Source organism: Bradyrhizobium sp. MI1.11, from assembly GCF_055811255.1.
This window is the reverse complement of sequence record NZ_JBVVPM010000024.1, coordinates 32,029-54,709: the sequence shown is the minus strand read 5'-3', so window position 1 is coordinate 54,709 and position 22,681 is coordinate 32,029. Positions and strand designations below refer to the sequence as shown.

Here is a 22,681-nt window from a genome sequence, read left to right as displayed (position 1 = left end):
CCTCGCTATTCGCCCGCTGTAATGGCAAGGTCGCAGGCCAGGTGCAAGCGGGGATCAAGGGAGCCCGATGGCGGAACGTCTGAACAGCGTCCGACGCAGATTCGAGCCGCTGCTGCGGCAAATCTTCCACGCCTATTTCCTGCTGGTCCGCGGCATGACGCTCGGCGTCCGCGCCGTGGTGCTGGATGCCGACACCAGGGTGTTCCTGGTCAGGCACAGCTACGTCACGGGCTGGTATCTGCCCGGCGGCGGCGTCGATCTCGGCGAGACCATGGAGCAGGCGATGCGCCGCGAGCTCAAGGAGGAGGGCGATATCGATCTCACTGGCGATGCCGTGCTGCACGGCATCTTCCTCAACAGCCACGTCTCGCGCCGCGACCACGTCGCGGTCTACGTCGTCAGGCAGTTCAAGCAGGATCGCCTGCCCGCGCCCAACCACGAGATCGCCGAGTGCGGGTTCTTCGCGGTCACCGCGCTGCCCGAGGGGACCACGCCCGGCACGCGGTTGCGGATCGCGGAAGTCCTGCACGACAGGCCGCGGATTGCGACGTGGCGATGATGGCTGCCTGTGCTAGTAAATCGCCGCACCTGCGGTGTCGGCGCATGGACGAGGGATGAAGATTGTCTGAATCGACGAGGTCATGGCCATTTCGGGTCGCCGTGCTGGTGCCCTGCTACAATGAGGAAGCCGCCGTCGCGACGGTCGTCGCTGATTTCCGCAAGGCCCTGCCTGCGGCCGAGGTCTACGTGTACGACAACAATTCGACCGATCGCACCGCGGCGGTCGCGCGCGAGGCGGGAGCGATCGTGCGCAGCGAACGGCGCCAGGGCAAAGGTCACGTCGTGCGCCGCATGTTCGCGGACATCGAGGCCGACATCTACGTGCTCGTCGATGGCGATGCGACCTACGACGCGCCGAGCGCGTCGCGCATGATCGACGAGCTCCTCGACGAGCATCTGGATATGGTTGTCGGTCTGCGTGTCGATCAATCGCAAGCGGCCTACCGGCGCGGTCATCGCATCGGCAACCGGCTGTTCACCGGTTTCCTGGCATCGACCTTCGGCCACGCCTTCAAGGACATCCTGTCCGGCTACCGCGTGTTCTCGCGCCGCTTCGTCAAATCCTTCCCGGTCCTGTCCGGTGGCTTCGAGATCGAGACCGAGTTCGCGGTCTATGCGCTGGAATTGTCGCTGCCGGTCGCCGAGGTCGAGACGCCCTATTACGCGCGCCCGGAAGGCTCCTTCTCCAAGCTCGATACCTGGCAGGACGGGTTGCGCATCTTCAACACGATGCTGAAGCTCAACCGGTCGGAGCGGCCGCTGCGCTTCTTTTCGGCGATCGGCATCGTGCTCGCGCTGCTGTCGATCGCTTTCGGGCTGCCCGTCGTGATCACCTTCCTCGAAACCGGCCTCGTCCCGCGCCTGCCCACCGCCGTGCTCTCCATGGGTCTGATGATCATGGCGCTGCTTTCGGCTTCGTCGGGGCTCGTGCTCGACACCGTGACGCGCGGGCGGCGGGAAATAAAGATGCTCGCCTACCTGTCCCAACCGCCGCTCGGGCGGACCTGAAATTGCCTCCCGGGGCCGGGCGCAATCGTATGGACCGCTGCCCTCCAAGGTGATATCCCGCCGACGCGATGAACGATCTCTCCCTCACCATCCGGTCGGAAGCCGCCGGCGATGCTCAGGCGATCGAGCGGCTGCACGAACGCACCTTCGGACCCGGCCGCTTCGTGCTCAGCGCGTACCGAATCCGCGAGCATGTGGATCATGTGCTCGATCTATCCTTCACCGCCCGCGTCGGTACGTTGCTGGTCGGATCCATACGGCAATTGCCGATTTGCGTCGGTGACACGCCGGCACTGCTGCTCGGGCCCCTGACGGTCGAGCCTCCGTTCCGCAGCCGCGGCGTCGGCCGGCTGCTGCTCGAGCGCGCACTGACGGATGCGAAGGCGCAGGGCCATCGCCTGGTGCTGCTGGTCGGCGACGAGCCCTATTACAGCCGCGTCGGCTTCAAGCAGGTCCCCAAGGGACGCGTCACCATGCCGGGCCCGGTAGATTACAGCCGGCTCCTCGTCATCGAGCTGGTCGAGGGCGCGTTCGAAGGCGTATCGGGACCGGTCGGTCCGGACTGGAGCAAGACGCGCACCTGACGCCATCGCTTCGAAGCTCACATGAAGGTAGGGCAGTGCCGGTCGATCAGCAATATTACCGGGAAGTGGCGTCCGGGAGCACGGCGGAAAAGCTGCTGATCGCCGCGCGCGACCGCATCTACCAGGATTTCATCGCCCGCATGCAGCCGTCTGCCTTGGACGAGATCCTGGATGTCGGCGTATCCGACGTGATCAACGACGGCGCGAACGTGCTGGAGCGAAGCTACCCGCATCAGCACAAGATCACGGCGTGCGGGCTCGGCGAAGGAATCGGGTTCAAGGCGGCTTTTCCGCTTTGCCGTTACGTGCAGATCGAACCGAATACACGGCTGCCGTTCAACGACAATGCGTTCGATGTCGCGACGTCCAATGCCGTGCTCGAGCATGCCGGTAGCCATGAAAATCAGGTGCTCCTGGTCGAGGAGCTTTGCCGCGTCGCGCGGCGGGTGTTCATCACCGTGCCCAACAGGTTCTTTCCGGTCGAGCACCACACCGCCATCCCGCTGGCGCATTATTTGGACGGCACCTTCAGGATCGCCTGCAGGATCGCCGGCAAGTCGGAATGGACCGACGAGCAGAACCTGATCCTGATGACGCGAAAACGGCTGCTGGGCCTCGCCGCCAAGTCCTCCACCCCTAAGTCCGCGGCCGTGGGCTACACCGGTTTGTCGCTCGGCCCGCTATCGTCCAATCTCTATCTTGCATTCCGCTAAAGCAGCGCCGCCTCCGTCGCATCATGATCCCCGATGAAGAAGATCCACACCAGCAAAGCCGTCTTCGCCGTGTTGTTTCTCGCGGTGCTGGTCGGCCATTTCTGGACCATGATGCGATGGAATGAGGCGCGCGGCGTCTATGACGACATCTGCTACCTCAGGCAGGCGCATCTGTTCCAGAGGTTCGGGCTGGTGGAGGGCTTCGACACCAACCTCGGCCGCGACGACGATGGCTATCAGAAAGCGAAGCTGAAGGAGATCGGCTACCCGGACTGGAACGATACGACCGCGGCGCCCTGTCACAATCTGATGCCGGCCACGGGGAAGGTCGTCATTCAATACCCGCCGGGTGTCGGCCTCGTGTTGGCGCTGTTTCCGCCGGGTCACCAGGTCGTGCCCATGTACATGCTGGCGACCATTGTCGTGCTCGGCTTTGCGCTGTTTGCGCTTTCTCTCGCGCGCAGCATGCGGTCGGTCCTGATGGCCGGGACCTTCGGCTGCCTTGCGATCTACCTGATGGTCAATCCGGTCAAGGCGAGCTATTCGATGGCCCCGACCGTCGTCGTGTGCGCGCTCGCGGGATGTCTCACGGCGCGATGGCTGGCGGGCCCGCGATCTCAACCGAGGATCTGGCCGCTGGCGCCGATCGGTTTCCTGCTCGGACTGACCGTCGATTTCCGGTTGGCCAATCTCTTCCTGGCGTCCGGCTATGGCCTGTTTCTCCTCGTCGCGTTCCTTGCGGAACGGACGTTGTCCCGGTTCTTGCAGGGGCTCGTGTTCGGCCTCGCGTTGCTGGCCGGCGTGATCCCGACCATCGTCTCTTACGCCGTCAACGCCGGCAGTCCGTTCGCGTCGACCTACGGCAACAACCCCGATGTCAGGCCGCTGGATTTTTCGTTCGCGGTGGTCCGGGACTATCTCGCCGACCCGCTCCAGACCTTGCTGATCGTCATCGGAGTTGCAGGCTCGATCTGGCTGTTGCGGCAGGCGAACGACATTCGCCGTGTCGCGCTGCTCACGTTGGCCAATCTGGCGCTCAACCTCGCCTTCTTCTTCACCTATCCGATCGCGACGCCATACTACACGATCCCCATTTCCCTCCTGACATTGTGGACCCTGCTGTTCGCCGTGCTGTTTCAGGAGGCGGCGGAGAACGCCCCCGGAGCAGCCGCTCCAGCCGAAGCGCGATGAGCTCCGGCTAGCTATCGCGCTTTCAGAACTTGAAGTTCGCAAACGCCCTGACCCCGATGCCGGGCATCAACACCTCGTCCTTGGTGTAGGACACCGAGTTACGGATGTTTTCGTTCAACAGATTGTTGCCGACGAGGCCGAGCAGCATCTCGCGCGCGCCGAATGCATTCGGGTTGAGCTTGGTCTTGTAGCTCACCTCGGCTTTCAACAAATTGTAGCCCGCCGTCGGCGTCTCCGCGATCACGGCGACGTTGTTCTGCGCGAAGGCGTGCAACAGGTTGATGCGGGCAAGCCAGTTGTCGTCGCGCCAGAACACGCCGCCGCCCAGCCGCACCGGCGGAATGCGCGGCACGTTGGTGCCGTCGCTGAAGGTGGCGCGGACCACGTCGAACTGGTTCTCGATGCCCCAGATGCCGCCCTGGAATGCTCCGACATCGAGCTGCGACTGGAATTCGCCGCCGCGGAAGTTCGCGTCCCGCTGCGAATAGACCGCCTGGTTCACCTCGGCGCCGGGCGCGCCGCACGAGGCAAAGTCCTCGTCGCACATCACGCCGGTGAGACGGCGATAGATGAAGTTGTTGAAGTGCGTGTAGTAGACGGTCGCCTCGAACCGGAACGGCCCCGTCGCCTTGCGCAGGCCGACCTCGACGGACTTCGCCGTCTCGATGACGAGGTTAGGGTTGCCGATGTCGAAGGTCGCGGTCGCATCATGCGCACCGCGCGAGAACAGCTCCGCCGCCTTCGGCGCGCGCTCGACATATTGCGCGGTGATGCTGCCGACCATGCCACCCGGCAGGTCCTGCAACAGGCCGATGCTGCCGCTTTTCGGCGTGAAGGACGGATTGCGCGAGATCGCCGCCTGCGGCGTGCCATCGGGCAGGAAGTCCGCGGGAAAATCCGGCGTCGTGCCGTGCAGCTCGACATGCTCGATGCGGCCGGCGATCTGCGCCCGCGTCGCGTCCGTGAACTTGAACTCGTTGAAGGCGTAACCGGCAACGCGCGTGCTGTTGTTGGGATCCCACAGGCCGTTGAACAGCGTGCCCGGATTGTCCGGGCTCGGCGCGCTCAATTCCTGATGGCCGACCTGGAAGCCCAGCGCCGTCGTCACCTCGGCGAAGCGCGCGTTGAATGGCATCAGCTGCACCTCGGTGCGGATCTCCTGCTCCTTGTTGGTGAAGGTCTGCCGCACGCCGTCGGTATTGGGATCGGCGGGATCGGCAAGCCCGATCTCGTTGTGCCGGTAGTCGGTCGCGCCGGCCCAGAAGCGAACGACATCGATCGCCGTCGCGTCGGGATGGTACTCGCCCTTGACGTTGATCTTGGTCTGGTGACCGTCGATCCGCGTGTTGTGGTCGGCGCCGTCGATGCCGGGGATGTGGTAGAGCGCATCGTTCTGCGTGATCGCCGCACCGATATAGCCGCCCTGGAAAAAGTAGGAGCCGCCGATCGAGGCGCCGTCCGAGCGCGTCGCCGAATTGGGCTGGCGTCCGTTGACGACGGGCCGGGTCTGGTCGGCGAGGTACGGGTAGCTCGGGATGCTGTAGTCGGTGGTGTTGCGCCCGTAGACGTCGGCATGGAAGGCAAAATTGCCGCCGCCGGTGTCGAGCAGCACGCCGCTTTCGACGCCGCGGTCGACCGAGCTGAAGGCGCTGCGCGTCTCGGCGGTGACGCAAGGCGATGTCGCGGCGCTCGCGAGCGGCGCCTTGGCCGGCATGCCGTAAGCCTGGAACGACGGAGCGCAGTTCGGCAGCGCGTCGGGAATCCGGTTGTTGGTGGCGCTGACGACGCCACCGATCGAGGTCGAGCCGTAGCGCAGCGCAGCCGGCCCGCGTACCACCTCGACCTGGTTGGTCGCCAGCGGATCGATCGGGACGAAGTGATCCTCGCCGAGGTCGGAGGCGCCGCCGGAATTGGTGCCGTTCTCGACGATGCCGACGCGGTTGACGTCGAGCCCTCGGATGATCGGCCGGCTGGAAGCGCCCGGCGCGAAGCTCGATCCGGTGATGCCGGGTTTGGAGAACAGGAGATCGCCGAGCTGGCCGCCCCCCTCGCGGCGGATCTCCTCGTTCGGCACCACCGTGACGGTCGCGAACTGGTTGGTCACGATGGGCAGCACGCCCTGCTGAGATGCGGCGGGCGTGGAGGCTGCCGGCGTGGCGTCCGCCGTGCGTTCCTGGCTGCGTGCCCGCGCGGTTCGCGTGGGGCGGCCCGGATTGCGTGTCGGCACCACCGCCCTGCGTACGATGGGGCTCGGAGCCGTCACAGTGACGGCGGGGATCTCGGTCGATGACTTATCCTCAGCCAGCGCCGAGGTGGCGGCGCCGAGCAGGAGCAGGCTTGCTCCGCCAAGGCGCTGCGCGCGCCGCAATTTGAATGACATGGTCCTGATTCCAGTCAGGCGCCGTCCGCATGATGATCTGCTGATCGGAGGCGGCCTGCCGTCGCTGCGCGACGGAATTCGACTTCAACTGCTCCCGGGCACGCGCCTGAAAGCGGCGAGCCGAGCGTGATCAAGCGTTGTTGGAAGTCAGGACGCGGGAGGGGCGCGCGGCTGGAATGCCGTGCCGGCCGATTTCAGATGGACGAATTCGGCGTCGGTGGTGCGATAGAGCAGGTCGATCGCCTGCGGCAGCAATAACACAGGCGGCGCCGCGAACATGACGCTGCCGGCCATCGCGACCAATGCGCAGATCGCGCAATTGTCCTCGCCCGGGTGCTCCCTGTCGGGAGCCAACGGCGATTGCTTCTGAGCCGCGGCGCGGTCGATCGAAGCGAGACCTTGGGCGCTGTCGGTCTGCTGAAGCGAGGGCTGGGCGAGGGGAGCGGCCTGGGCGAACCAATGGCTGTGGCCGAACGTCAGCGCGAACTGCACCAGCATCGCGAAGATCGCGAGCCGGGCGCCGTGTCTGATATTCGACCGGAACCACTTCATCTGGAAACGCCACCCCCACATCGCGAGGTATCATCCCCTGATCCCGCGACGTTATAATGTAACATCGCCCGATCGGTCAGCGGATGTCAACCGCAGCCGCACCGACCCGAGTGGGCCGGCTCCTCGATGTGTCGTTCGGGCAACTGAAAGATCTCGGCTGAGGACCTATCGAATGGCTTACGGGAACGGCGATTGATTGACTCAGCGCCAGCGCGAGGAGGCGGCATCAGAGCTTTTTGCTCTGGAGCCAGGTGCGGATAGCCTCGATGTGCTCTGCCTTGCGCTCCAGCGGCAGCCAATGCCCTGCGGGCATGCTCGTTACGGTCAGGTCCGGGCAGGCGGAGCGCATCGGGTCACCTTGGCGATTTCCGGTGATGCTGCAGATCTGATCAAAGTCGCCGTTAACGAACAGCACCGGCTGCGACAGGCGGCCGCCACTGGGTGCCTTGCGCGCATAGGCGATGTCGGCGTCGTCGTTCAGGTACCACGCGCAGGATGGGCGGAAGCCATGAGCCTGGAACGACTGCACCAGCACCTCGAAGTCCGCCGGCGGCCAGAGAGCCGGATCAGGCTCAGTCGGCGGGGCGCGGTGCGCGGCGCCAAAGCGCCCTCCATTGCGCGTGACCATCGCATTCGGCGAAACCTTGCCGATGCCGGCGGGGTTGCCTGGCCGAAAGATCGACGCCAGCGATGCGGCCAGATCTGCATCGAGGTCGGCGACTGCCGCCTCGAAGTGCGTGGTGTAGTAACGGTAGTAATCCCATTGGCCGTCCGGATATTGGTCAACCGGATAAATCGTTCGGTCGACCAGCGGGACGACTGTGCGCAGGGCGTGCCCGTCGGGTTGATACGCCAGCGAGGTCAGCACGACGCCGCGGCTGCGCTTGGGCTGATGCGCGACCAACTGACCAACCACAACACAGCCCCAGTCGTGGCCAACCCAGATCGCAGGCTTGCCGCCAAGGTGATCATGGAGTTCGGCCATGTCTGTCACGATTTCCTCGATGGTATAGGCGTCGTTGGCTGCGGGCGTGGAAGAGCCGCCGTAGCCGCGCAGATCGGGAGCGACGCAGTGCCAACCGTCGGCGGCAAACGCGTCCATCTGAGCGCGCCACATCAAACTGATGCACGGCCAGCCATGGACGAAGATCATCAACGGTCCGTCGGCCGGCCCGCACGCGATGTAGCGCGTTGTCTGACGAGGCGAGCTGAACGTGCGCTGGTGAAGTGTGTCTGTCATGGTCGAGTAACTCCGCTTCTCATCGAACGCTCGCGCTGTTTGGGTGCTGCGAAGGCTCCGTCGAGAACTGCTCTTGTCCGCGGGGAGCGATGCCTGGACAGGGACACGCCTGCCCAGGGCCGAGGAAGAACCGCCCCCAGATTTCACAACGCGCTACATTCGACCGAGTTCGGGGTCGAAGGCGCTATGGAGCTTCCGGCGAAGAAGTGACGATTGGATTTATCCGACTAACGGGAAGCGAAGGGACGCGCGTAAGCCGCCTAGCGCCCTTCACGGACCCACGTCGCAGCAAACGCGCCGAGCAGCAGCAATAGGCCGATCAGGCCGGCAAAGATCGGCAGCACGCCGACGCCCTTCACGACGCTGGCGTCGCGCATCCGCACGCCCATCCAGCCGTCACCATGGAAGACGCTCGCCGAGCGGACCGGCAGAATGCGCGGCAGCTCGACGCTGGCGCCGTCGACCACGCGCACGGCATCACCGCCGGTCGCCTGGGTCAGCGGCTTCAACGTCTCAGTGGTGGAGGTGACTTCCGAAAACTCCTTCGGATTGGTCGGGCCGACATTGATCAGCGCCTTCAGCGTGCCGTCGGTGGCTTGCCACAGGCCGAGCTCGCTCGCCGGCAGGCTGGCGCGCCATTCGCCGGGATCGCCGGCTGCAAGCGTCAGGTCGCGCGACACGCCGGACGGCGAGGTCACGCTCACCGGCTGGACGCTGTCCGCCATGGTCTGGCGCACCACCACGAGATTCTTACCCCGCACCTGCAGGCGCAACGCTTCCTCGTCCAGATCAGGCTGCTTCATCAGCCAGTGCGACATCCGCCGCAATAGATCGAGATGCGGGCCGCCGCCTTCATAGCCGCGCGCCCACAGCCAGATGTGGTCGGAGAGCAGCAGCGCGACGCGGCCCTCGCCGAAGCGCGAGAGAAACAGCAGCGGCTTGCCGTCGACGCCCGTCATGACGGGCGGGTTGACCGCATTGCGGGTCTCGACGGTGCGGAAGAACCGGCTCCAGCGCGGCGGCTCGGAGGCCGAGCCCTCGAGGCCGCGCGTGACGGGATGGCGTTTGCCGACGTCGGACAGATGCGCGTAGAACGGCTTTTCCGTCACCCCGACGGGTTCGGCCGGCAGCACCGAATCCAGCGGCGTGCGCCAGATGCTGGTGTTGGACGCGTAATCGGGGCCGGCCGAGACCAGCACTGCGCCGCCGGAACGCACGTAGCGTGCGATGTTGTCGAAATAAGCGATCGGCAGCACGCCCTGGCGGGCATAGCGGTCGAAGATGATCAGCTGGAATTCGTTGATCTTCTGCTGGAACAGCTCGCGGGTCGGAAACGCGATCAGCGACAATTCGTTGATCGGCGTGCCGTCCTGCTTCTCCGGCGGCCGCAGAATGGTGAAGTGGACGAGATCGACGCTGGCGTCGGACTTGAGCAGATTGCGCCAGGTGCGCTCGCCGGAATGCGGCTCACCCGAGACCAGCAGCACGCGCAGCTTGTCGCGCACACCGTCGATGGCGACGACGGCGCGGTTGTTCACCGGCGTCAATTCCCGCTCGAGCGGCGAGGCCTCGATCTCGACGATGTTCGGCCCGGAGTGCTTGATGTCGACCTCGACGCTTGCGGCCTGGCCGCTCGAAAGCGTGCGCTCGTTGATGACCTCGCCGTCTCTGCGGACCGTGACCTTGGCGCGCTCGCCGCTGACGCCCTGGTCGTCGAGGCGGTAGGTGATGGTCTGGGGCTGCCCGACGATGCCGAAGCGCGGCGCCGCGATGACCGCGATACGGCGGTCGCGCTCGTCCTTCTGCCCGGTAATCAGCGCGTGCACCGGCGCCTGGAAGCCGAGCCCGGCGGCGTTGGCCGGAATGTCGTGAACGCGGCCATCGGTGATCAGGAACGCACCGGCGACGCGGTCGACCGGCACGTCGGACAAGGCCGACGCCAACGCCCCGAACAGCTTGGTGCCGTCGGTCTCGCCGTCGGCCTGTCCGGCATCGACGACGCGGACCTCGAGCCCCTTGATCTTCTTCAGACTGTCGACCAGCGCTTCCTGCGCCTGAGCGGCCTCGCGATTGCGATTACCGAAATTCTGGCTCGGGCTTTTGTCGACGACGATTGCGGCAACCGAGGTGAGGGGATCGCGGTCCTCGCGGGTGAAGGAGGGATTGGCGAGCGCCAGCAGGAACAGCGTCAACGCGGCCACGCGCACGGCAGCGCCGCGCGCACGCGCCAGCAGCAGCACCAGCGCGATGACGACGATCGCGGCCAGCGCGAGCCACAGGACGATCGTGGGAACCAGCGGCGTGAATGCGATGCCGTAATTCATATCGATCCTATTGCCCCAGTCGTTCGATCAGGGCCGGTGCGTGCACCTGGTCGGCCTTGTAGTTGCCGGTCAGCGTGTACATCACGATGTTGGCGCCGGCGCGGTAGGCGAATTCGCGCTGGCGGGGGTCGCCGCCGGTCACCGGCAGCATGGCCTGTCCGTCGGGCCGCACGGCCCAGGCGCCGGCAAGGTCGTTCGAGGTGATGATGATCGGTGAGACGCCGTCGCCGCCGCGTGCCGGCCGTTGCGCGCTGTCGTCGTCGTCTTCCCGCGGCAAGGTCTCGACCCAGGTCTGGCCGGTGGTGAAGCGGCCGGGGAAGTCGCGCAATAGAAAGAAGGTTTTGGTCAGCACGTGCTCGCGCGGCACCGGCTCCAGCTCGGGCACGTCGAGCGAGGACAGGATCTCGCGGAGCGTCTGCATGGCGGGGGTCTGCGCGGCGCCGTTCGCGCCGGGCGGCGCTTCGACCGCGTCGCGGGTGTCGAACAGCACGGTGCCGCCCTGCTTCATGTAGGCGTCGATTTTGTTGATGGCGTCCCGCGACGGCTTGGGCGCGCCCGGCACGATCGGCCAATAGATCAGCGGGAAGAAAGCGAGTTCGTCGCGCGCCGGGTCGATGCCGACGGGATCGCCGGCCTCAAGCGCGGTGCGCTGCGCCAGGAACAGCGTCAGTCCTGATAGCCCGGCCCTGACGATGGAATCGACGTCGGCATTGCCGGTCACGACATAGGCGAGGCGGGTCTGCGACACCGCCTTCATCGCGAACTCGTCGGACGCGCTGTCCGCGTGCGACGGTGTTGGCATGAACGAGGCGAGGCTTGCGAGAACCAGTCCGAAGACGATCATCGCGGGCGCGGCGCGGCGGCGCAGCAGCGCGGCAAGACCGCCGCCGAGCACCGCGACGATGATGGCGTCGATCAGGAACAGCGCGAGCGCCGTCGACAACAGCCAGCCGCGCAAGTCCTGCGGCTCGGCATTGGTGTAGGTGGCGTGCCGCGCGCGCAGGCTCGCGGTGTTCAGGGCTGCGATACGGTCGGCGCTGGCAAGCGTGTTCACGGCGAGCGGTCCTTCTGCCGGACCATAGAAGCCCGGCGGATGATCGGGTGTGGCGCGGTCGCGATAATCCGCGGGCAGCGGCTTTGCGGCGGCCGGCGGCGGACCGAAAGCGCCGAAGCCGTCGAGGATGTGCAACGGTGCCACCGTCTCGGCGGTCCCTTCAGTGGCAACGCCCGCGCCCGGCTTGGCGGTATAGCCGGACATGTCGACGACGCGGCGCAGGATTTCGACGAAGGTGCCCGACATCGGCAGATCCGACCAACGCATGTCGGCGCTGACGTGGAACAGGCTGACCACGCCCTTGCCGCGATGCTCGCCCGTCACCAGCGGCGTGCCGTCTTCCAGCGACGCCCAGCTCTTGGTGGCGAGCACGGCGTCGGGCTCGGCCAGCACCTGGCGGCTGATGGTGACGTCCTTGGGGACCACGACCCCGGCAAAAGGACCGTCGGCGGCAAAAGAGGCCAGATGTTGCGGCTTTTCCCAGGTCAGGCTGCCGCCGAGCGTCCGGCCGCCCTTGCGCAGCTTGACCGGGACGAGATCGTCCTCGGCCTGCGCCAGCCGCGGACCGGCGAACCGCACCAGCACGCCGCCCTGGTCGATCCAGGCATTGAGACGCTCGCGGATTTCAGGGGCGATGGTGCCGACATCGGCGAGGATGATCATCGGCAGCTTCTGGTCGAGGAACTGCGTGATGCCCTGCTGCGGCGAGCCCTTGTCGGCGAGCCGCACGTCGGCGAACGGCGCCAGCGCGCGGGTGAGATAGAAGGTCGGCGCCAGCAGCGGCTGCGCGGTCTCGCTGGTAGAGCCCGAGACGATGCCGATGGCGCGGCGGCGCCAGCGCTTGTCGAGCAGCTGCACTGCGCCTGCGGAGCGCTCACCGGCAATTTCCAGCCGCGTGATGTCATTGCGCAGCTCGACCGGCAGATCGAACGACGCTTCGGTTTCCTTGTCCTGCGGGCCGAACGAATAACGCGCTTCGCCGATCGGCGAGGCCTTCTGGTCCAGCGCGCGTACGGTGCCGATCGCGATGCCGCTGTCGGTGCGCAGCACCTTCACCGTCATTTTGGCTGCGGCGTTCTCGGCCGCGACCAGGGCCAGCGGCGACGAGGTACCGCCTTCGAACACGGTCAGGCTGCGATCGCCGATGGTCTTGCCGAGGCCCGCCACGAATTCCTCGCCGCGACCGGTGTCGACGCTGTCGGAGAGCCAGGCGATCTCGCAGTCGCCGGTCGCTTTCAGGAAGCGATCGATTGCGGTCAGGGTCTCGACGCGGTCGATGGAATACGGCTTTGGCGTCAGCTGCCGCAACGCGACGCGCGCGGCGCCCGCCGGCATCAGGGTGATATCGCGGTTCGGCTCCGACAGCGGCACCAGCGCAATCGCGCGGCGGTCGTTCTCGGCACTGGCGATCAATTCGTCGGCGGCCCTGATCCTGATGTCCCAGTTGGACGCCGCGCTCCAGCCGTCGTCGAACATGATCATCAGCGGCGCCTTGCTGGCGGCCGCGCCTGTTTGCGGATTCCAGATCGGGCCGGCGGCGGCGAAAATGACCAGCGCCGCGGCCAGCAGCCGCAATGCGGTCAGCCACCACGGCGTCCGCGACGGGGTCTCTTCGCGCGGTGCGATGTCGAACAGCAGGCGCGTCGGCGGAAACTCGATCCGGCGCGGCCGCGGCGGCATCACCCGCAACAGCCACCACAGCACCGGCAGGCTGACGAGGCCGATCAGGAGCAGCGGTTCGGTGAAGGCGAGCGGCAGTCCCATCATGCTGCCGGCCCCGCCTTGATCGTCGTGGTGCGGGCGCCCGACTTGCTCACCTGCATGCCGGCATGGAGGAACAGCAGGAGTTCGGCGGCCGAGCGGTCGGTCGCATGTGTCGTGAACAGCCAGTCGAGCTTGTTGGTCTCGGCGCGGATCTGGTCGCGGTGCAGCGCGAGCCGCGCGGTGTAATCCTGCGCCCAGCTCTCGGCGCGGCCGGCGGTGATCACGCCGAACCCTTCTGGCTCGACGAACTCGACGCGGCCGGAATAGGGGAATGATTCCTCGGCGGGATCGACGACCTGCACGAGCGTGCCATGCGCACCGGAGCCGGACAGGCCGCCGAGCGTGGTCCTGATCTCGGAGATCGGCGACCAGAAGTCCGACAGCACGATCGTCTCGGCCAGCGCCGCGGGCACGAAGGACGGCGGCAGGCTCAAGCGGTCGGCATCGTCATGCAGCATCGCCTGCGCCATCTTGTCGATGACGCTGCGGCTCGCGGTCGGTGCCATCAGCCCGGGAATGCCGACGCGTTCGCCGCCGGAGACGAGCAACTCGGCCAGCGCGAAGGCGACGATCAGCGTCCGCTCGAGCTTGGATTCGCGCGCCTGTTTTGAAGCGAAGGCCATCGAAGGCGAGCGGTCGGGCCAGATCCAGACCGTGTGCGAGGCTTCCCATTCGAGCTCGCGGACATAGAGCAGATCGTCGCGCGCCGATCGCCGCCAGTCGACGTTCTGCGACGGCTCGCCGGAGACGAAGCGGCGGTACTGCCAGAAATTTTCGCCGGAGCCGGCGCGACGGCGGCCGTGCAGGCCGTGAATGACATTGGCGGCGATACGGCGGGCCTCGAGCACCAGGCGCGGCAAGGAAGCTGCGAGCATGCGGCTTTCGCCATCGGCACGTCGGATCGCGATGATTTCCTTTGCTGCGTGCCCGTTCTCCGCCGCCATCAACCGATCCGTGTCTTCAATTGCCGGATCACGTCCGGAATCGTGCGGCCTTCGGCGCGCGCCTGGAACGTCAGCGCCATGCGGTGCTTCAGCACGGGCTCGGCGAGGTCGAGCACGTCGTCGATCGAAGGCGCGAGGCGTCCGTCGATCAGCGCGCGTGCGCGCACCGCGAGCATCAGCGATTGGCTGGCGCGCGGGCCCGGGCCCCAGGCGATGAATTTGCTGGTGTCGCCGCCGTCCGGACCCGGACGGGCCGCGCGCACCAGCGACAGGATCGCCTCGACCACGGAATCGCCGACCGGCAGGCGCCGGATCAGTCGCTGCGCGGTGATGAGTGCGTCAGGTGTCATCGCGCCCTTCGCCAGCGTCTCGTCAGCGCCGGTGGTCTCGAACAGGATGCGGCGCTCGGCGTCGCGGTCGGGATAATCGACGTCGATCTCCATCAGGAAACGGTCGAGCTGGGCTTCAGGCAGCGGATAGGTGCCTTCCTGCTCCAGCGGATTTTGCGTGGCGAGCACGTGGAACGGCTTCGGCAGGTCGTGACGCGCGCCGGCAACGGTGATGTGCTGCTCCTGCATCGCCTGCAGCAGCGCCGACTGCGTGCGCGGGCTGGCGCGGTTGATCTCGTCGGCCATCAGCAGTTGCGCGAACACGGGGCCGGAGATGAAGCGGAAGGCACGCTTGCCGGAGGTGCTCTCGTCGAGCACTTCGGCGCCGAGAATGTCCGACGGCATCAGGTCGGGCGTGAACTGGATGCGCTTGGCATCGAGGCCGAGGGTGATGCCGAGCGTCTCGACCAGCTTGGTCTTGGCGAGGCCGGGGACGCCGATCAACAGCGCATGGCCGCCGGAGAGGATCGTGACCAGCGTGTTCTCGATCACGCGATCCTGACCGAAGATGACGGAGCCGATCGCCTCTTTCGCCGCGCGAATCTGGCTCGACACCTGCTCGGCCGAACGGACGATTCCGTCTTCGAGCTTCTCGACACTCTCCGCCATCCGTTAGCTCCTTCAGCCTGCCATGCAGCTCGCTTGCGTCGTCATGTCGTCACGTCCTCAACTCAAGACGTGGGCCCTATGCTAGACTTGCAGGAAGGCCATGTATTCGTTGAATTAACCTATCCCCACCTTATCGGCTTAGGGATATGTAGGGCATCACGAAGTGGCGACCTCCACACCGGATGAATCCGGGGTGGAACCGTGCACCGGCATACAACGTAGACTTACAATTCAGACTTGCACCGATCGTGCCAAATGACAAAGTCAGGGCAAACCATGGCGAACCAAGGGCAGAGCGCCGATCGCGGTCTTGAGGGGCTGACTGCCGCTGCCAAAACTGCTGCCGATGCCGAAGGCGCCAAAAAGGGCCTGCCTCCGGTGCATTTGTGGAATCCGCCGTTCTGCGGCGATCTCGACATGCGAATCGCGTCCGATGGTACTTGGTTCTATTTGGGGACGCCAATCGGCCGTCATGCCTTGGTTCGCCTGTTCTCGACCATCCTCAAGCGCGAAGGCGACAAGCATTTCCTCGTCACTCCGGTGGAGAAGGTCGGCATTCGCGTCGACGACGCGCCGTTCATGGCGGTCGAGATGCAGAAGGACGGCGAGGCCAACCATCGCGTGCTCCGCTTCCGCACCAATGTCGACGACTGGGTCACCTGCGATGCGGCGCACCGGCTGCGCTTCGAGCAGGCCAGAGACGGCGGGCTGACGCCCTATCTGCACGTCCGCGCCGAGCTCTGGGCCAAGGTCACCCGCGCGCTCTATTACGATCTTGTTGACATGGGTGAGGAGCGGATGGTCGATGGCCAGCCGATGTTCGGTGTCGAATCGGCCGGCGAGTTCTTCGCCATGGCCGATGCGGAGCAGGTGAGGGCCGCGCTTTGAACAAGCCTATCTCCAGGAACGATCCCGCCGTGATCGGTGCGGCCGATTTCTTCGCCCGCTCCTCCGCGCGGCTCGGCTTCGACGTTCCGCCCGGTCTCTACGATCCCAACATCATTCCTGCCTCGGGCGATCCCGGTACCGACAAGATGCTCGAGATCATCGCGCGCGAGCAGCCGGTGCGGCCGGCGGCGGTCCTGATCGCGGTGGTCGATCATCCCGAGCCGACCATCCTCCTGACGCAGCGGTCGGCGCATCTGAACGACCATGCCGGCCAGATCGCCTTTCCCGGCGGCAAGATCGACGCGACCGACCGCTCGCCGCTCGATGCGGCGCTGCGCGAGGCCGAGGAGGAGGTCGGGCTGTCCAGAGACTTCGTCGAGCCGATCGGCTATCTCGATCTCTACGGCACCGGCTTCGGCTTCCGCATCCTGCCGACGGTTGCCAGGGTGCGCCCAGGTTTTGAGCTGACGATCAACCATTCCGAGGTTGATGATGCGTTCGAAGTGCCGCTATCCTTCCTGATGAACCCGGCCAACCACCAGGTGCACAGCAAGGAATTCCGCGGCATGGAGCGGTCCTACTACGCGATGCCGTTTGCCGAACGCTACATCTGGGGCGCGACGGCCGGCATGCTGCGTGTGCTCTACGAGCGGATCTATTCGTCATGATCCGGCCGATCCTGACCGAGATCGGAATCTTCCTCGTTCCCTTTGCCGTCTATGCGCTGTTCCTGGCCGCCACGCGTTCCGGCCTGTTCGTGCAATCGTCCTGGCCGACCACCATCGTCGCGCGTCTCATGCTGGCGGCGCTCGTGCTGGTGATCGCGGGGCTGATCGGCTTTGCGCATTACTCCGGCGCTGCGCCGGATTCGACCTATGTCCCCGCCCATGTCGAGAACGGCAAGCTCGTGCCGGGCGTGGAAAGATAGGGCCGGCCGATGAGCGCGGTGCCCATGCTCGCCGATGCGCCCTGGCTGATTTCGGGCGGGACCGCGCGCGTCCTGCAATTGCTCAATGCGGATGGCGAGGAGGCGCGGGTTGTCGGCGGCGCCGTGCGCAACGCGCTGCTCGGCCTCGTGCCCGGCGACATCGACATCGCGACCACGGCGCTCCCGCACGAGGTGATGCGGCGCGCCAAGAGCGCCGGCATCAAGGCCGTGCCGACCGGCATCGACCACGGCACGGTCACCCTCGTCATCGACAGCCAGCCTTACGAAGTCACGACGCTGCGCGAGGATACCGAGACGTTCGGCCGCAAGGCCAAGGTTGCGTTCGGCCGCGACTGGGTGAAGGACGCCGAGCGCCGCGACTTCACGATGAACGGGCTCTCGGTCGATGCTGACGGCGTCGTCCACGATTATGTCGGAGGCATCGCGGATGCGGCCGCGCGGCGCGTGCGCTTCATCGGCGATCCCGACCAGCGCATCGCCGAGGATTTCCTGCGCATTCTGCGCTTCTTCCGCATCCACGCCGCCTTCGGTGCCGGCGATCCCGACCGCGACGGCTATCTCGCCTGCATCCGCGGCCGCGCCGGACTTGCCAGCCTCTCGGCCGAGCGGCTGCGCATGGAGACGCTGAAGCTGCTGGTCGCCGGCGGCGCCTCTGCCGCCGCGCTCGCCATGGCGGACGGCGGATTGCTGCAGGCGCTGACCGGCGGCGTCGTCTATACCGGGCCGCTCTCGGCGATGATCGCGATCGAGCGCGAGCTTGGCCTCACCGCAAGCAGCACGCGGCGGCTCGCCGCGCTGACGGTCGCGGTGACCGAAGACGCCAAGCGCGTCGCCACGCGCCTGAGACTCTCCAATGCGGAAACCAAGGCGCTGGATTCGATGGGGCATCGCTGGTGGCGCCTGGCCACCAAGGGGGAAGCCGATGCGCGGCGGCTGCTCTACCGGCTCGGTGCGGAGCGCTATCACGATCGCGTGTTGCTGGGCTGGGCGCGAGCCGGCGGTGACGTCGGCTCGTCTGGATGGCGTGCGCTCGCCGAGCTGCCGCAGCGCTGGATTGCGCCGAAATTTCCGCTTCGCGCCGCCGACTTCATCGCGCGCGGCATGGCGGAAGGACCCGCGCTCGGACATGTCTTGACGCTCGCCGAGGACGCTTGGCTCGCGGCAGATTTTCCCCTAGATGAAGCCGCACTCGCTTCCATCGCCGATCAAGCTGCGGCACGAATCAGCCGCGATGAGAGAACGTGACCATCGTCTCAGGCTTCGCCGACATCTCGATTTTTCAGCTCCTGCTGGTCGCGTTGATGGCGTTGTTTGCTTCGATCATCGGTGGTCTCGCCGGCTACGGCACCGGCGCCTTGATGCCGCTGGTGCTGGTCCCTCTCGTTGGCGCCGAGCCGGTGGTGCCGATCATCGCGATCTCCGCGATCTTTACCAATTCCAGCCGCGCGGCCGCCTATCTCCGCCATGCCGATCGCCGCCGCGCGCTGATCGTGCTGGCCTGCGCGGCACTGACGACCGCCCTTGGTGCCTACGGCTATACGCGGCTGACCAATGCCGGCGCGGCACTCGTGATCGGCTCCATGCTGATCCTGAGCGTGCCGCTGCGCCGGGTGCTCCGCCGCCGCCAGGTCAAGATCGGCGACACTGGGCTTGCGGCCGGCTCGGTCGGCTATGGCGTGCTGGTCGGCGGCACCTCCGGCTCCGGCGTGGTCCTGCTGTCGCTGCTGATGGCCGCCGGCCTCGAAGGCGCTGCCGTGATCGCGACCGATGCCATGATCTCGCTCGGCACCGGCCTCATCAAGATCTCGGTGTTTGGGCTGGCCGGCGCCGTGACCGCTCAGGTGCTCGCCTTTGCACTTCTGATCGGCGCCATCGCGATTCCCGGCGCGTTCTTGGCCAAGGCCTTTGTCGAGCGGATGCCGGTGCACATCCACACCGCGATCCTCGATGTCGCGGTGATCACGGGCGGGCTGGTGATGATTTCGGCAGCGGCGAGGCAGCTCATCTAACGCCGCCAGGTGTCCCGCTGCGGGTTGGGTTACGCCGCAGGTCTAGTGTGAGGGACTGCAGTCCAGTTCCTTGATCCTGCCGGCGGCGTCAAACGCCAAAAGTGCACTCATCACACCAGCACTGGTGATGTACGAGATAATGGTGCGGTCGTTCTGCGAGGGATTGAGATCATCCAACGTGCCTGCCGGATATTTTCGGAGGCGATCGACCCAATAGGCACGAAGTGCCTCGCGGCCGGTAATGGTTTGGACACCGGCGCAGCCGCAGTGCACAACGGCATCTTCGGCATAGAGCTCCAAGATCGCCTCGATATCGCCCGCGCGATAGGCATCAAGCCAGTCAACCGCAACGGCCATCGGGTCAAAGGACATATTTTTCACTCGCATGCCGTCCAAATCTGCTTCAGGCTCTGGAACTGCCGAGCCTTTTTTGATTTTAATATCCCACCCGGGCACGGCCATATGGCGAACGACATAGAGGACCGGGCCGAGGGCAAGATCGATGTTGGACGCGTCCGCCAGGCAGGGGATACTCAAGCCCATCCGGCTTGTGATCGTCGATCCACAGCCGATCGTTTTGCAGGGACTGAGGTCGGTTCTCGGGACGCAGCCGGACTTCGACGTTGTCGCATCGTCCAGCGATCGGACAAGCTGCCTCGAAGCAATTCGAAAGCTGACACCCGACGTCGCGCTTCTTGCCGACAAGGTGCCGGATCTGACGGCCCCCGAGATCCTCGCGATCGTGAAAGCTGAGAAGCTCTCCACGCGCCTGGTGTTCTTCACCGAGTCCGACACCGACCACGATCTGACGTCCGCCATCGCAGCCGGCGCCTGCAGCGCAATTTCCAAGTATGCCTCTCCCGCCACGATGCTGCGATCGCTGCGGCTGATGACGAAGAGCGGTGTGGCACTGGCGAAGTCCGATCTCTCGGCAGCCGGCAAGGAGGTGGACGGCGACGGCAAAGTCGAAAAGATGCTGGAGCTGTTGACGCAACGGGAACGTCAAATTGCACGGCTGGTGTCGGAAGGACTGTCGAACAAGGAGATCGCGCGTAAGCTCAACGTCTCCGACGGGACGGTCAAAGTCCACCTGTACAATATTTTCCAGAAGCTTGAGATCACCAACAGAACTGTGCTCGCGACCATCGCATTGCTGCAGCGCCCCTCCGGCCTGGCCGCGCTCTCCCTGGCGTTTCTGGCGTTGGCAATTGCGGACGAACTCAAGGCGTCCGAAGCGAACGGCAGCTTTCCGGATCAGAACGGCGTCGGCCATCCGGACGAGCACGCCGCGTACGAGCCCTGGAAAAAAGGCATTCTCCGGCACCTCATCGCCTGGGAATCCGGCGAGACGCCCACGCTCGCCCAGAGAGACTTGTTCGCCAAGGCCGCCCAAATCACCAACCCGGCGACGGCAATGGAAGCGCTGCGCGCGGCCGAGCAATCCGGAGGCGCGAAAGCCTGGACACACTACGGTCCTGCTGGATCGAGCACGCCCGATCTTTCTGGGCTCTTGCCGCGAGCAGCAAACGACATACAGGTCGGAGTTGACCCGGCCCCGGAACATCAATTCCCGCGGCTTCTTTCAAATGCGATGTCGATGCAGGGCGGGTATGGCAACTTCGCTATTCTCGCCGGTGCGTTGATCTACGCACTGCAGGATCCCCATCTCGCCGCGCAGGCGCATGACCTCCGTGAAGCGTCGATCGACAGCATCCTGGCCGTTACTGAAGAGAGTGCGACCACAAAACTGGCCGCGATCACCCATGCTGCCGCCAATCATGACGACAATTCAGCCCCGGGTTTCCTGTCGCACGATGTCCGCCTGTCTTCCGCCGTTGCGACCGCTGGACACGACGACGTCGCGGAAGGCGCTCTGGGCCAAAAGGGCCCGGGCGATGCGAGTGACAACCTCCATAAACCCGTTGGCGCGGACCTTGGTCACGATGCCAGTATCGGCTTGGGCGGCAACGTTGAAAAAATTGTTTATCGCTCCCCGATCGATTCCGTGTCTAACGATTCCAAGTCGACCGCTTCAAACACCGTGTTCGATTTCGCATCTGGGTCGAGCAGGATCAATCTTGCGGCTTTCGGAGCGCTTGCTTGGCTGCATATGACGGCGGCAAGCAAGTCTATACCGCCACATACACTCGCCTGGGTCTACGACTCCGCAAGCAACGAAACGATCGTCTATGTGAATGCGACCGATCGTATCCTTGATATCGGCGATCGCGGCTTGCTGGAAATTCATCTGGAGGGAATTGTAGCCGTTGCGGAGGCGGATGTCGTCTCCGAGCCAGATGGCGCGGCTGTCGCGACCACTTTGGAGCAGCTCGAAGCCGCGCTGATACCGGCGACCGCACCCGATGAGGCTGTTTCGAGCAAGGACCATGTCCAGACCAGTATCGAAGGGGGCGAGAGCACGCTCGGGACGGCCGGAGCCTGGGCCCTTCTGGCCAATAACGGCTCGGGTTTCCATTTCGGGCAGACCCGGACCGGCTTGGGAACGCCGTCGAAGTTCGAAACCTCCACGGACCCGTCCGCGGATGCAACGGAAGAGAGCGATGGTGCGTCTGCCGCGTCGGCTCACGGATCATCCATCGAGCTTGCTCATAGTGCCACAGCGCCGGCAGTCGCAAATGTCACGTCGCACAGTGGCCCGACCGACACGGGCACCGGCGTTTCGTCGATTGCACCCAACGAGATCGGCCAACCGAGCGTCGTAACTGCCGACAACGCGGGGCACGGCAACTCGCAGCACGCTTCAGAGCTAGGGTCTGCAAAGGATGCAGCTACCGAATCGACTGAAGCTGGCTCCAAACCGGGCAAGGGCGACGACAATGGCGCCGAGCATCACGCATCGGCTTCGGAAGCTCCGGGAGGGGCAACGCAGAAGGCAGAACCAGCGGGCGCGGAACACGGCAAATCCGGGCACTCAACCGCTGCAAGCCCGCCGGACGGAGCAGAGATCGATCCGGGCGTCGCAACGGCCGCCGGCGCGGGCCACGACAACTCGCAGCACGCATCGGAGCCAGGGTCTGCAAAGGCGGCAGCTACCGAATCAACTGAAGCTGGCTCCAAACAGGGCAATGATGGCGGCCATGGCGGCGATCATCATCACGCTTCGGCTTCTGACGCTGCGCAACCACCAGCGACGACGGCAGAACCAAGCGGCGCGGAACACGGAAAATCCGGGCACTCAGCCGCTGCAAGCCCGCCGGACGGAGCAGAGATCGATCCGGCCGCCGCAACGCCCGCCAGCGCGGGCCACGGCAACTCGCAACACGCTTCGGAGCCAGGATCTGCAAAGGCGGCAAGCACGGGATCGACAGAAGATGGGGGCAAACCGGGCAACGGCACCGGCGATGGCGTCGAGCATCACGCTTCGGCTTCTGAAGCCGCGCAAGCGCCAGCGACGACGGCTGAACCAGGCGGCGCGGAACACGGCAAATCCGGGCACTCAGCCGCTGCAAGCCCGCCGGACGGAGCAGAGATCGATCCGGCCGCCGCAACGCCCGCCAGCGC

19 protein-coding genes are annotated in these 22,681 nt (G+C 65.6%); 11 read left to right on the top strand and 8 right to left on the bottom strand.

Going from position 1 to position 22,681, the window contains the following annotated elements; genetic code table 11:
- Positions 1-67: 67 nt before the first annotated feature.
- The 5 genes from AC0L30_RS23195 to AC0L30_RS23175 all read left to right on the top strand — a co-directional run bounded on the left by AC0L30_RS23195 (position 68) and on the right by AC0L30_RS23175 (position 4,057).
- Positions 68-559 carry an NUDIX domain-containing protein gene (locus AC0L30_RS23195; protein ID WP_473405279.1) on the top strand — a complete coding sequence of 164 codons (492 nt, stop codon included), beginning with the start codon at positions 68-70 and terminating at the stop codon, positions 557-559.
- Between the two features lie 62 nt (positions 560-621).
- Positions 622-1,569 (top strand): glycosyltransferase family 2 protein, encoded by a 948-nt coding sequence (locus tag AC0L30_RS23190; RefSeq protein ID WP_473365968.1) that lies wholly within the window; start codon positions 622-624, stop codon positions 1,567-1,569.
- 68 nt (positions 1,570-1,637) lie between these two features.
- Positions 1,638-2,153, top strand: a complete 516-nt coding sequence (locus AC0L30_RS23185; RefSeq protein WP_473405278.1) for a GNAT family N-acetyltransferase — start codon at positions 1,638-1,640, stop codon at positions 2,151-2,153.
- Between the two features lie 35 nt (positions 2,154-2,188).
- Positions 2,189-2,866 (top strand): methyltransferase domain-containing protein, encoded by a 678-nt coding sequence (locus AC0L30_RS23180; protein WP_007595101.1) that lies wholly within the window; start codon positions 2,189-2,191, stop codon positions 2,864-2,866.
- Between the two features lie 33 nt (positions 2,867-2,899).
- Positions 2,900-4,057, top strand: a complete 1,158-nt coding sequence (locus AC0L30_RS23175; protein WP_473405277.1) for a hypothetical protein — start codon at positions 2,900-2,902, stop codon at positions 4,055-4,057.
- Between the two features lie 22 nt (positions 4,058-4,079).
- Here AC0L30_RS23175 and AC0L30_RS23170 read toward each other — a convergent pair whose 3' ends face one another.
- From AC0L30_RS23170 to AC0L30_RS23140, 7 genes are all read right to left on the bottom strand, one after another.
- A complete protein-coding gene (locus AC0L30_RS23170; protein ID WP_473405276.1) occupies positions 4,080-6,437 on the bottom strand; it encodes a TonB-dependent receptor in 2,358 nt (785 codons plus the stop codon).
- A 147-nt stretch (positions 6,438-6,584) separates the two neighbouring features.
- A complete protein-coding gene (locus tag AC0L30_RS23165) occupies positions 6,585-6,989 on the bottom strand; it encodes a DUF2946 domain-containing protein (RefSeq protein WP_473405275.1) in 405 nt (134 codons plus the stop codon).
- Between the two features lie 226 nt (positions 6,990-7,215).
- Positions 7,216-8,229 carry an alpha/beta fold hydrolase gene (locus tag AC0L30_RS23160; protein WP_473405274.1) on the bottom strand — a complete coding sequence of 338 codons (1,014 nt, stop codon included), beginning with the start codon at positions 8,227-8,229 and terminating at the stop codon, positions 7,216-7,218.
- A gap of 260 nt (positions 8,230-8,489) precedes the next feature.
- Entirely contained in the window at positions 8,490-10,553 is a 2,064-nt protein-coding gene (locus AC0L30_RS23155) for a hypothetical protein (protein ID WP_473405273.1), read from the bottom strand.
- A gap of 7 nt (positions 10,554-10,560) precedes the next feature.
- Entirely contained in the window at positions 10,561-13,374 is a 2,814-nt protein-coding gene (locus AC0L30_RS23150; protein WP_473405272.1) for a DUF4159 domain-containing protein, read from the bottom strand.
- The gene (locus AC0L30_RS23145) at positions 13,371-14,315 is read right to left on the bottom strand and encodes a DUF58 domain-containing protein (RefSeq protein ID WP_473405271.1); all 945 of its coding nucleotides are present in this window, start codon (positions 14,313-14,315) and stop codon (positions 13,371-13,373) included. The genes AC0L30_RS23150 and AC0L30_RS23145 overlap by 4 nt, the downstream gene beginning before the upstream one ends.
- Complete coding sequence (locus AC0L30_RS23140) at positions 14,315-15,313, bottom strand: AAA family ATPase (protein WP_007595083.1); 999 nt, start codon at positions 15,311-15,313, stop codon at positions 14,315-14,317. Before AC0L30_RS23140 ends, AC0L30_RS23145 begins: the two co-directional genes overlap by 1 nt.
- Positions 15,314-15,589: 276 nt before the next feature.
- Here AC0L30_RS23140 and AC0L30_RS23135 point away from each other — a divergent pair, with 276 nt between their 5' ends.
- The 5 genes from AC0L30_RS23135 to AC0L30_RS23115 are packed head-to-tail and all read left to right on the top strand — an operon-like array spanning position 15,590 to position 19,159.
- On the top strand, positions 15,590-16,201 hold the full coding sequence (locus tag AC0L30_RS23135; protein ID WP_219684492.1) for a DUF1285 domain-containing protein: 612 nt from the start codon (positions 15,590-15,592) through the stop codon (positions 16,199-16,201).
- A complete protein-coding gene (locus tag AC0L30_RS23130) occupies positions 16,198-16,869 on the top strand; it encodes a CoA pyrophosphatase (RefSeq protein ID WP_007595081.1) in 672 nt (223 codons plus the stop codon). The genes AC0L30_RS23135 and AC0L30_RS23130 overlap by 4 nt, the downstream gene beginning before the upstream one ends.
- Entirely contained in the window at positions 16,866-17,129 is a 264-nt protein-coding gene (locus AC0L30_RS23125; RefSeq protein ID WP_007595079.1) for a DUF6111 family protein, read from the top strand. Before AC0L30_RS23130 ends, AC0L30_RS23125 begins: the two co-directional genes overlap by 4 nt.
- A gap of 9 nt (positions 17,130-17,138) precedes the next feature.
- A complete protein-coding gene (locus AC0L30_RS23120; RefSeq protein WP_007595072.1) occupies positions 17,139-18,395 on the top strand; it encodes a CCA tRNA nucleotidyltransferase in 1,257 nt (418 codons plus the stop codon).
- Positions 18,392-19,159, top strand: a complete 768-nt coding sequence (locus AC0L30_RS23115) for a sulfite exporter TauE/SafE family protein (protein ID WP_219684493.1) — start codon at positions 18,392-18,394, stop codon at positions 19,157-19,159. Before AC0L30_RS23120 ends, AC0L30_RS23115 begins: the two co-directional genes overlap by 4 nt.
- A 42-nt stretch (positions 19,160-19,201) precedes the next feature.
- Here the strand turns inward: AC0L30_RS23115 and AC0L30_RS23110 are convergent, their stop codons facing one another.
- Positions 19,202-19,702, bottom strand: coding sequence for a nuclear transport factor 2 family protein (locus AC0L30_RS23110; protein ID WP_473365977.1), 501 nt, complete (start codon positions 19,700-19,702; stop codon positions 19,202-19,204).
- Between AC0L30_RS23110 and AC0L30_RS23105 the strand changes: the two genes are divergently transcribed.
- On the top strand, positions 19,662-22,681 hold a 3,020-nt coding region (locus tag AC0L30_RS23105; protein WP_473405270.1), incomplete at its 3' end, for a LuxR C-terminal-related transcriptional regulator. The two genes, AC0L30_RS23110 and AC0L30_RS23105, sit on opposite strands and share 41 nt — an antisense overlap.

Bases quoted from the DNA above. Each gene is read 5' to 3' on its own strand.
- AC0L30_RS23170 (WP_473405276.1), bottom strand. From the start codon at position 6,437: ATGTCATTCAAATTGCGGCGCGCGCAGCGCCTTGGCGGAGCAAGCCTG.
- AC0L30_RS23185 (WP_473405278.1), top strand. From the start codon at position 1,638: ATGAACGATCTCTCCCTCACCATCCGGTCGGAAGCCGCCGGCGATGCT.
- AC0L30_RS23125 (WP_007595079.1), top strand. From the start codon at position 16,866: ATGATCCGGCCGATCCTGACCGAGATCGGAATCTTCCTCGTTCCCTTT.
- AC0L30_RS23145 (WP_473405271.1), bottom strand. From the start codon at position 14,315: ATGGCGGCGGAGAACGGGCACGCAGCAAAGGAAATCATCGCGATCCGA.
- AC0L30_RS23120 (WP_007595072.1), top strand. From the start codon at position 17,139: ATGAGCGCGGTGCCCATGCTCGCCGATGCGCCCTGGCTGATTTCGGGC.
- AC0L30_RS23165 (WP_473405275.1), bottom strand. From the start codon at position 6,989: ATGAAGTGGTTCCGGTCGAATATCAGACACGGCGCCCGGCTCGCGATC.
- AC0L30_RS23140 (WP_007595083.1), bottom strand. From the start codon at position 15,313: ATGGCGGAGAGTGTCGAGAAGCTCGAAGACGGAATCGTCCGTTCGGCC.
- AC0L30_RS23160 (WP_473405274.1), bottom strand. From the start codon at position 8,229: ATGACAGACACACTTCACCAGCGCACGTTCAGCTCGCCTCGTCAGACA.
- AC0L30_RS23195 (WP_473405279.1), top strand. From the start codon at position 68: ATGGCGGAACGTCTGAACAGCGTCCGACGCAGATTCGAGCCGCTGCTG.
- AC0L30_RS23150 (WP_473405272.1), bottom strand. From the start codon at position 13,374: ATGATGGGACTGCCGCTCGCCTTCACCGAACCGCTGCTCCTGATCGGC.
- AC0L30_RS23175 (WP_473405277.1), top strand. From the start codon at position 2,900: ATGAAGAAGATCCACACCAGCAAAGCCGTCTTCGCCGTGTTGTTTCTC.
- AC0L30_RS23155 (WP_473405273.1), bottom strand. From the start codon at position 10,553: ATGAATTACGGCATCGCATTCACGCCGCTGGTTCCCACGATCGTCCTG.
- AC0L30_RS23135 (WP_219684492.1), top strand. From the start codon at position 15,590: ATGGCGAACCAAGGGCAGAGCGCCGATCGCGGTCTTGAGGGGCTGACT.
- AC0L30_RS23110 (WP_473365977.1), bottom strand. From the start codon at position 19,702: ATGGGCTTGAGTATCCCCTGCCTGGCGGACGCGTCCAACATCGATCTT.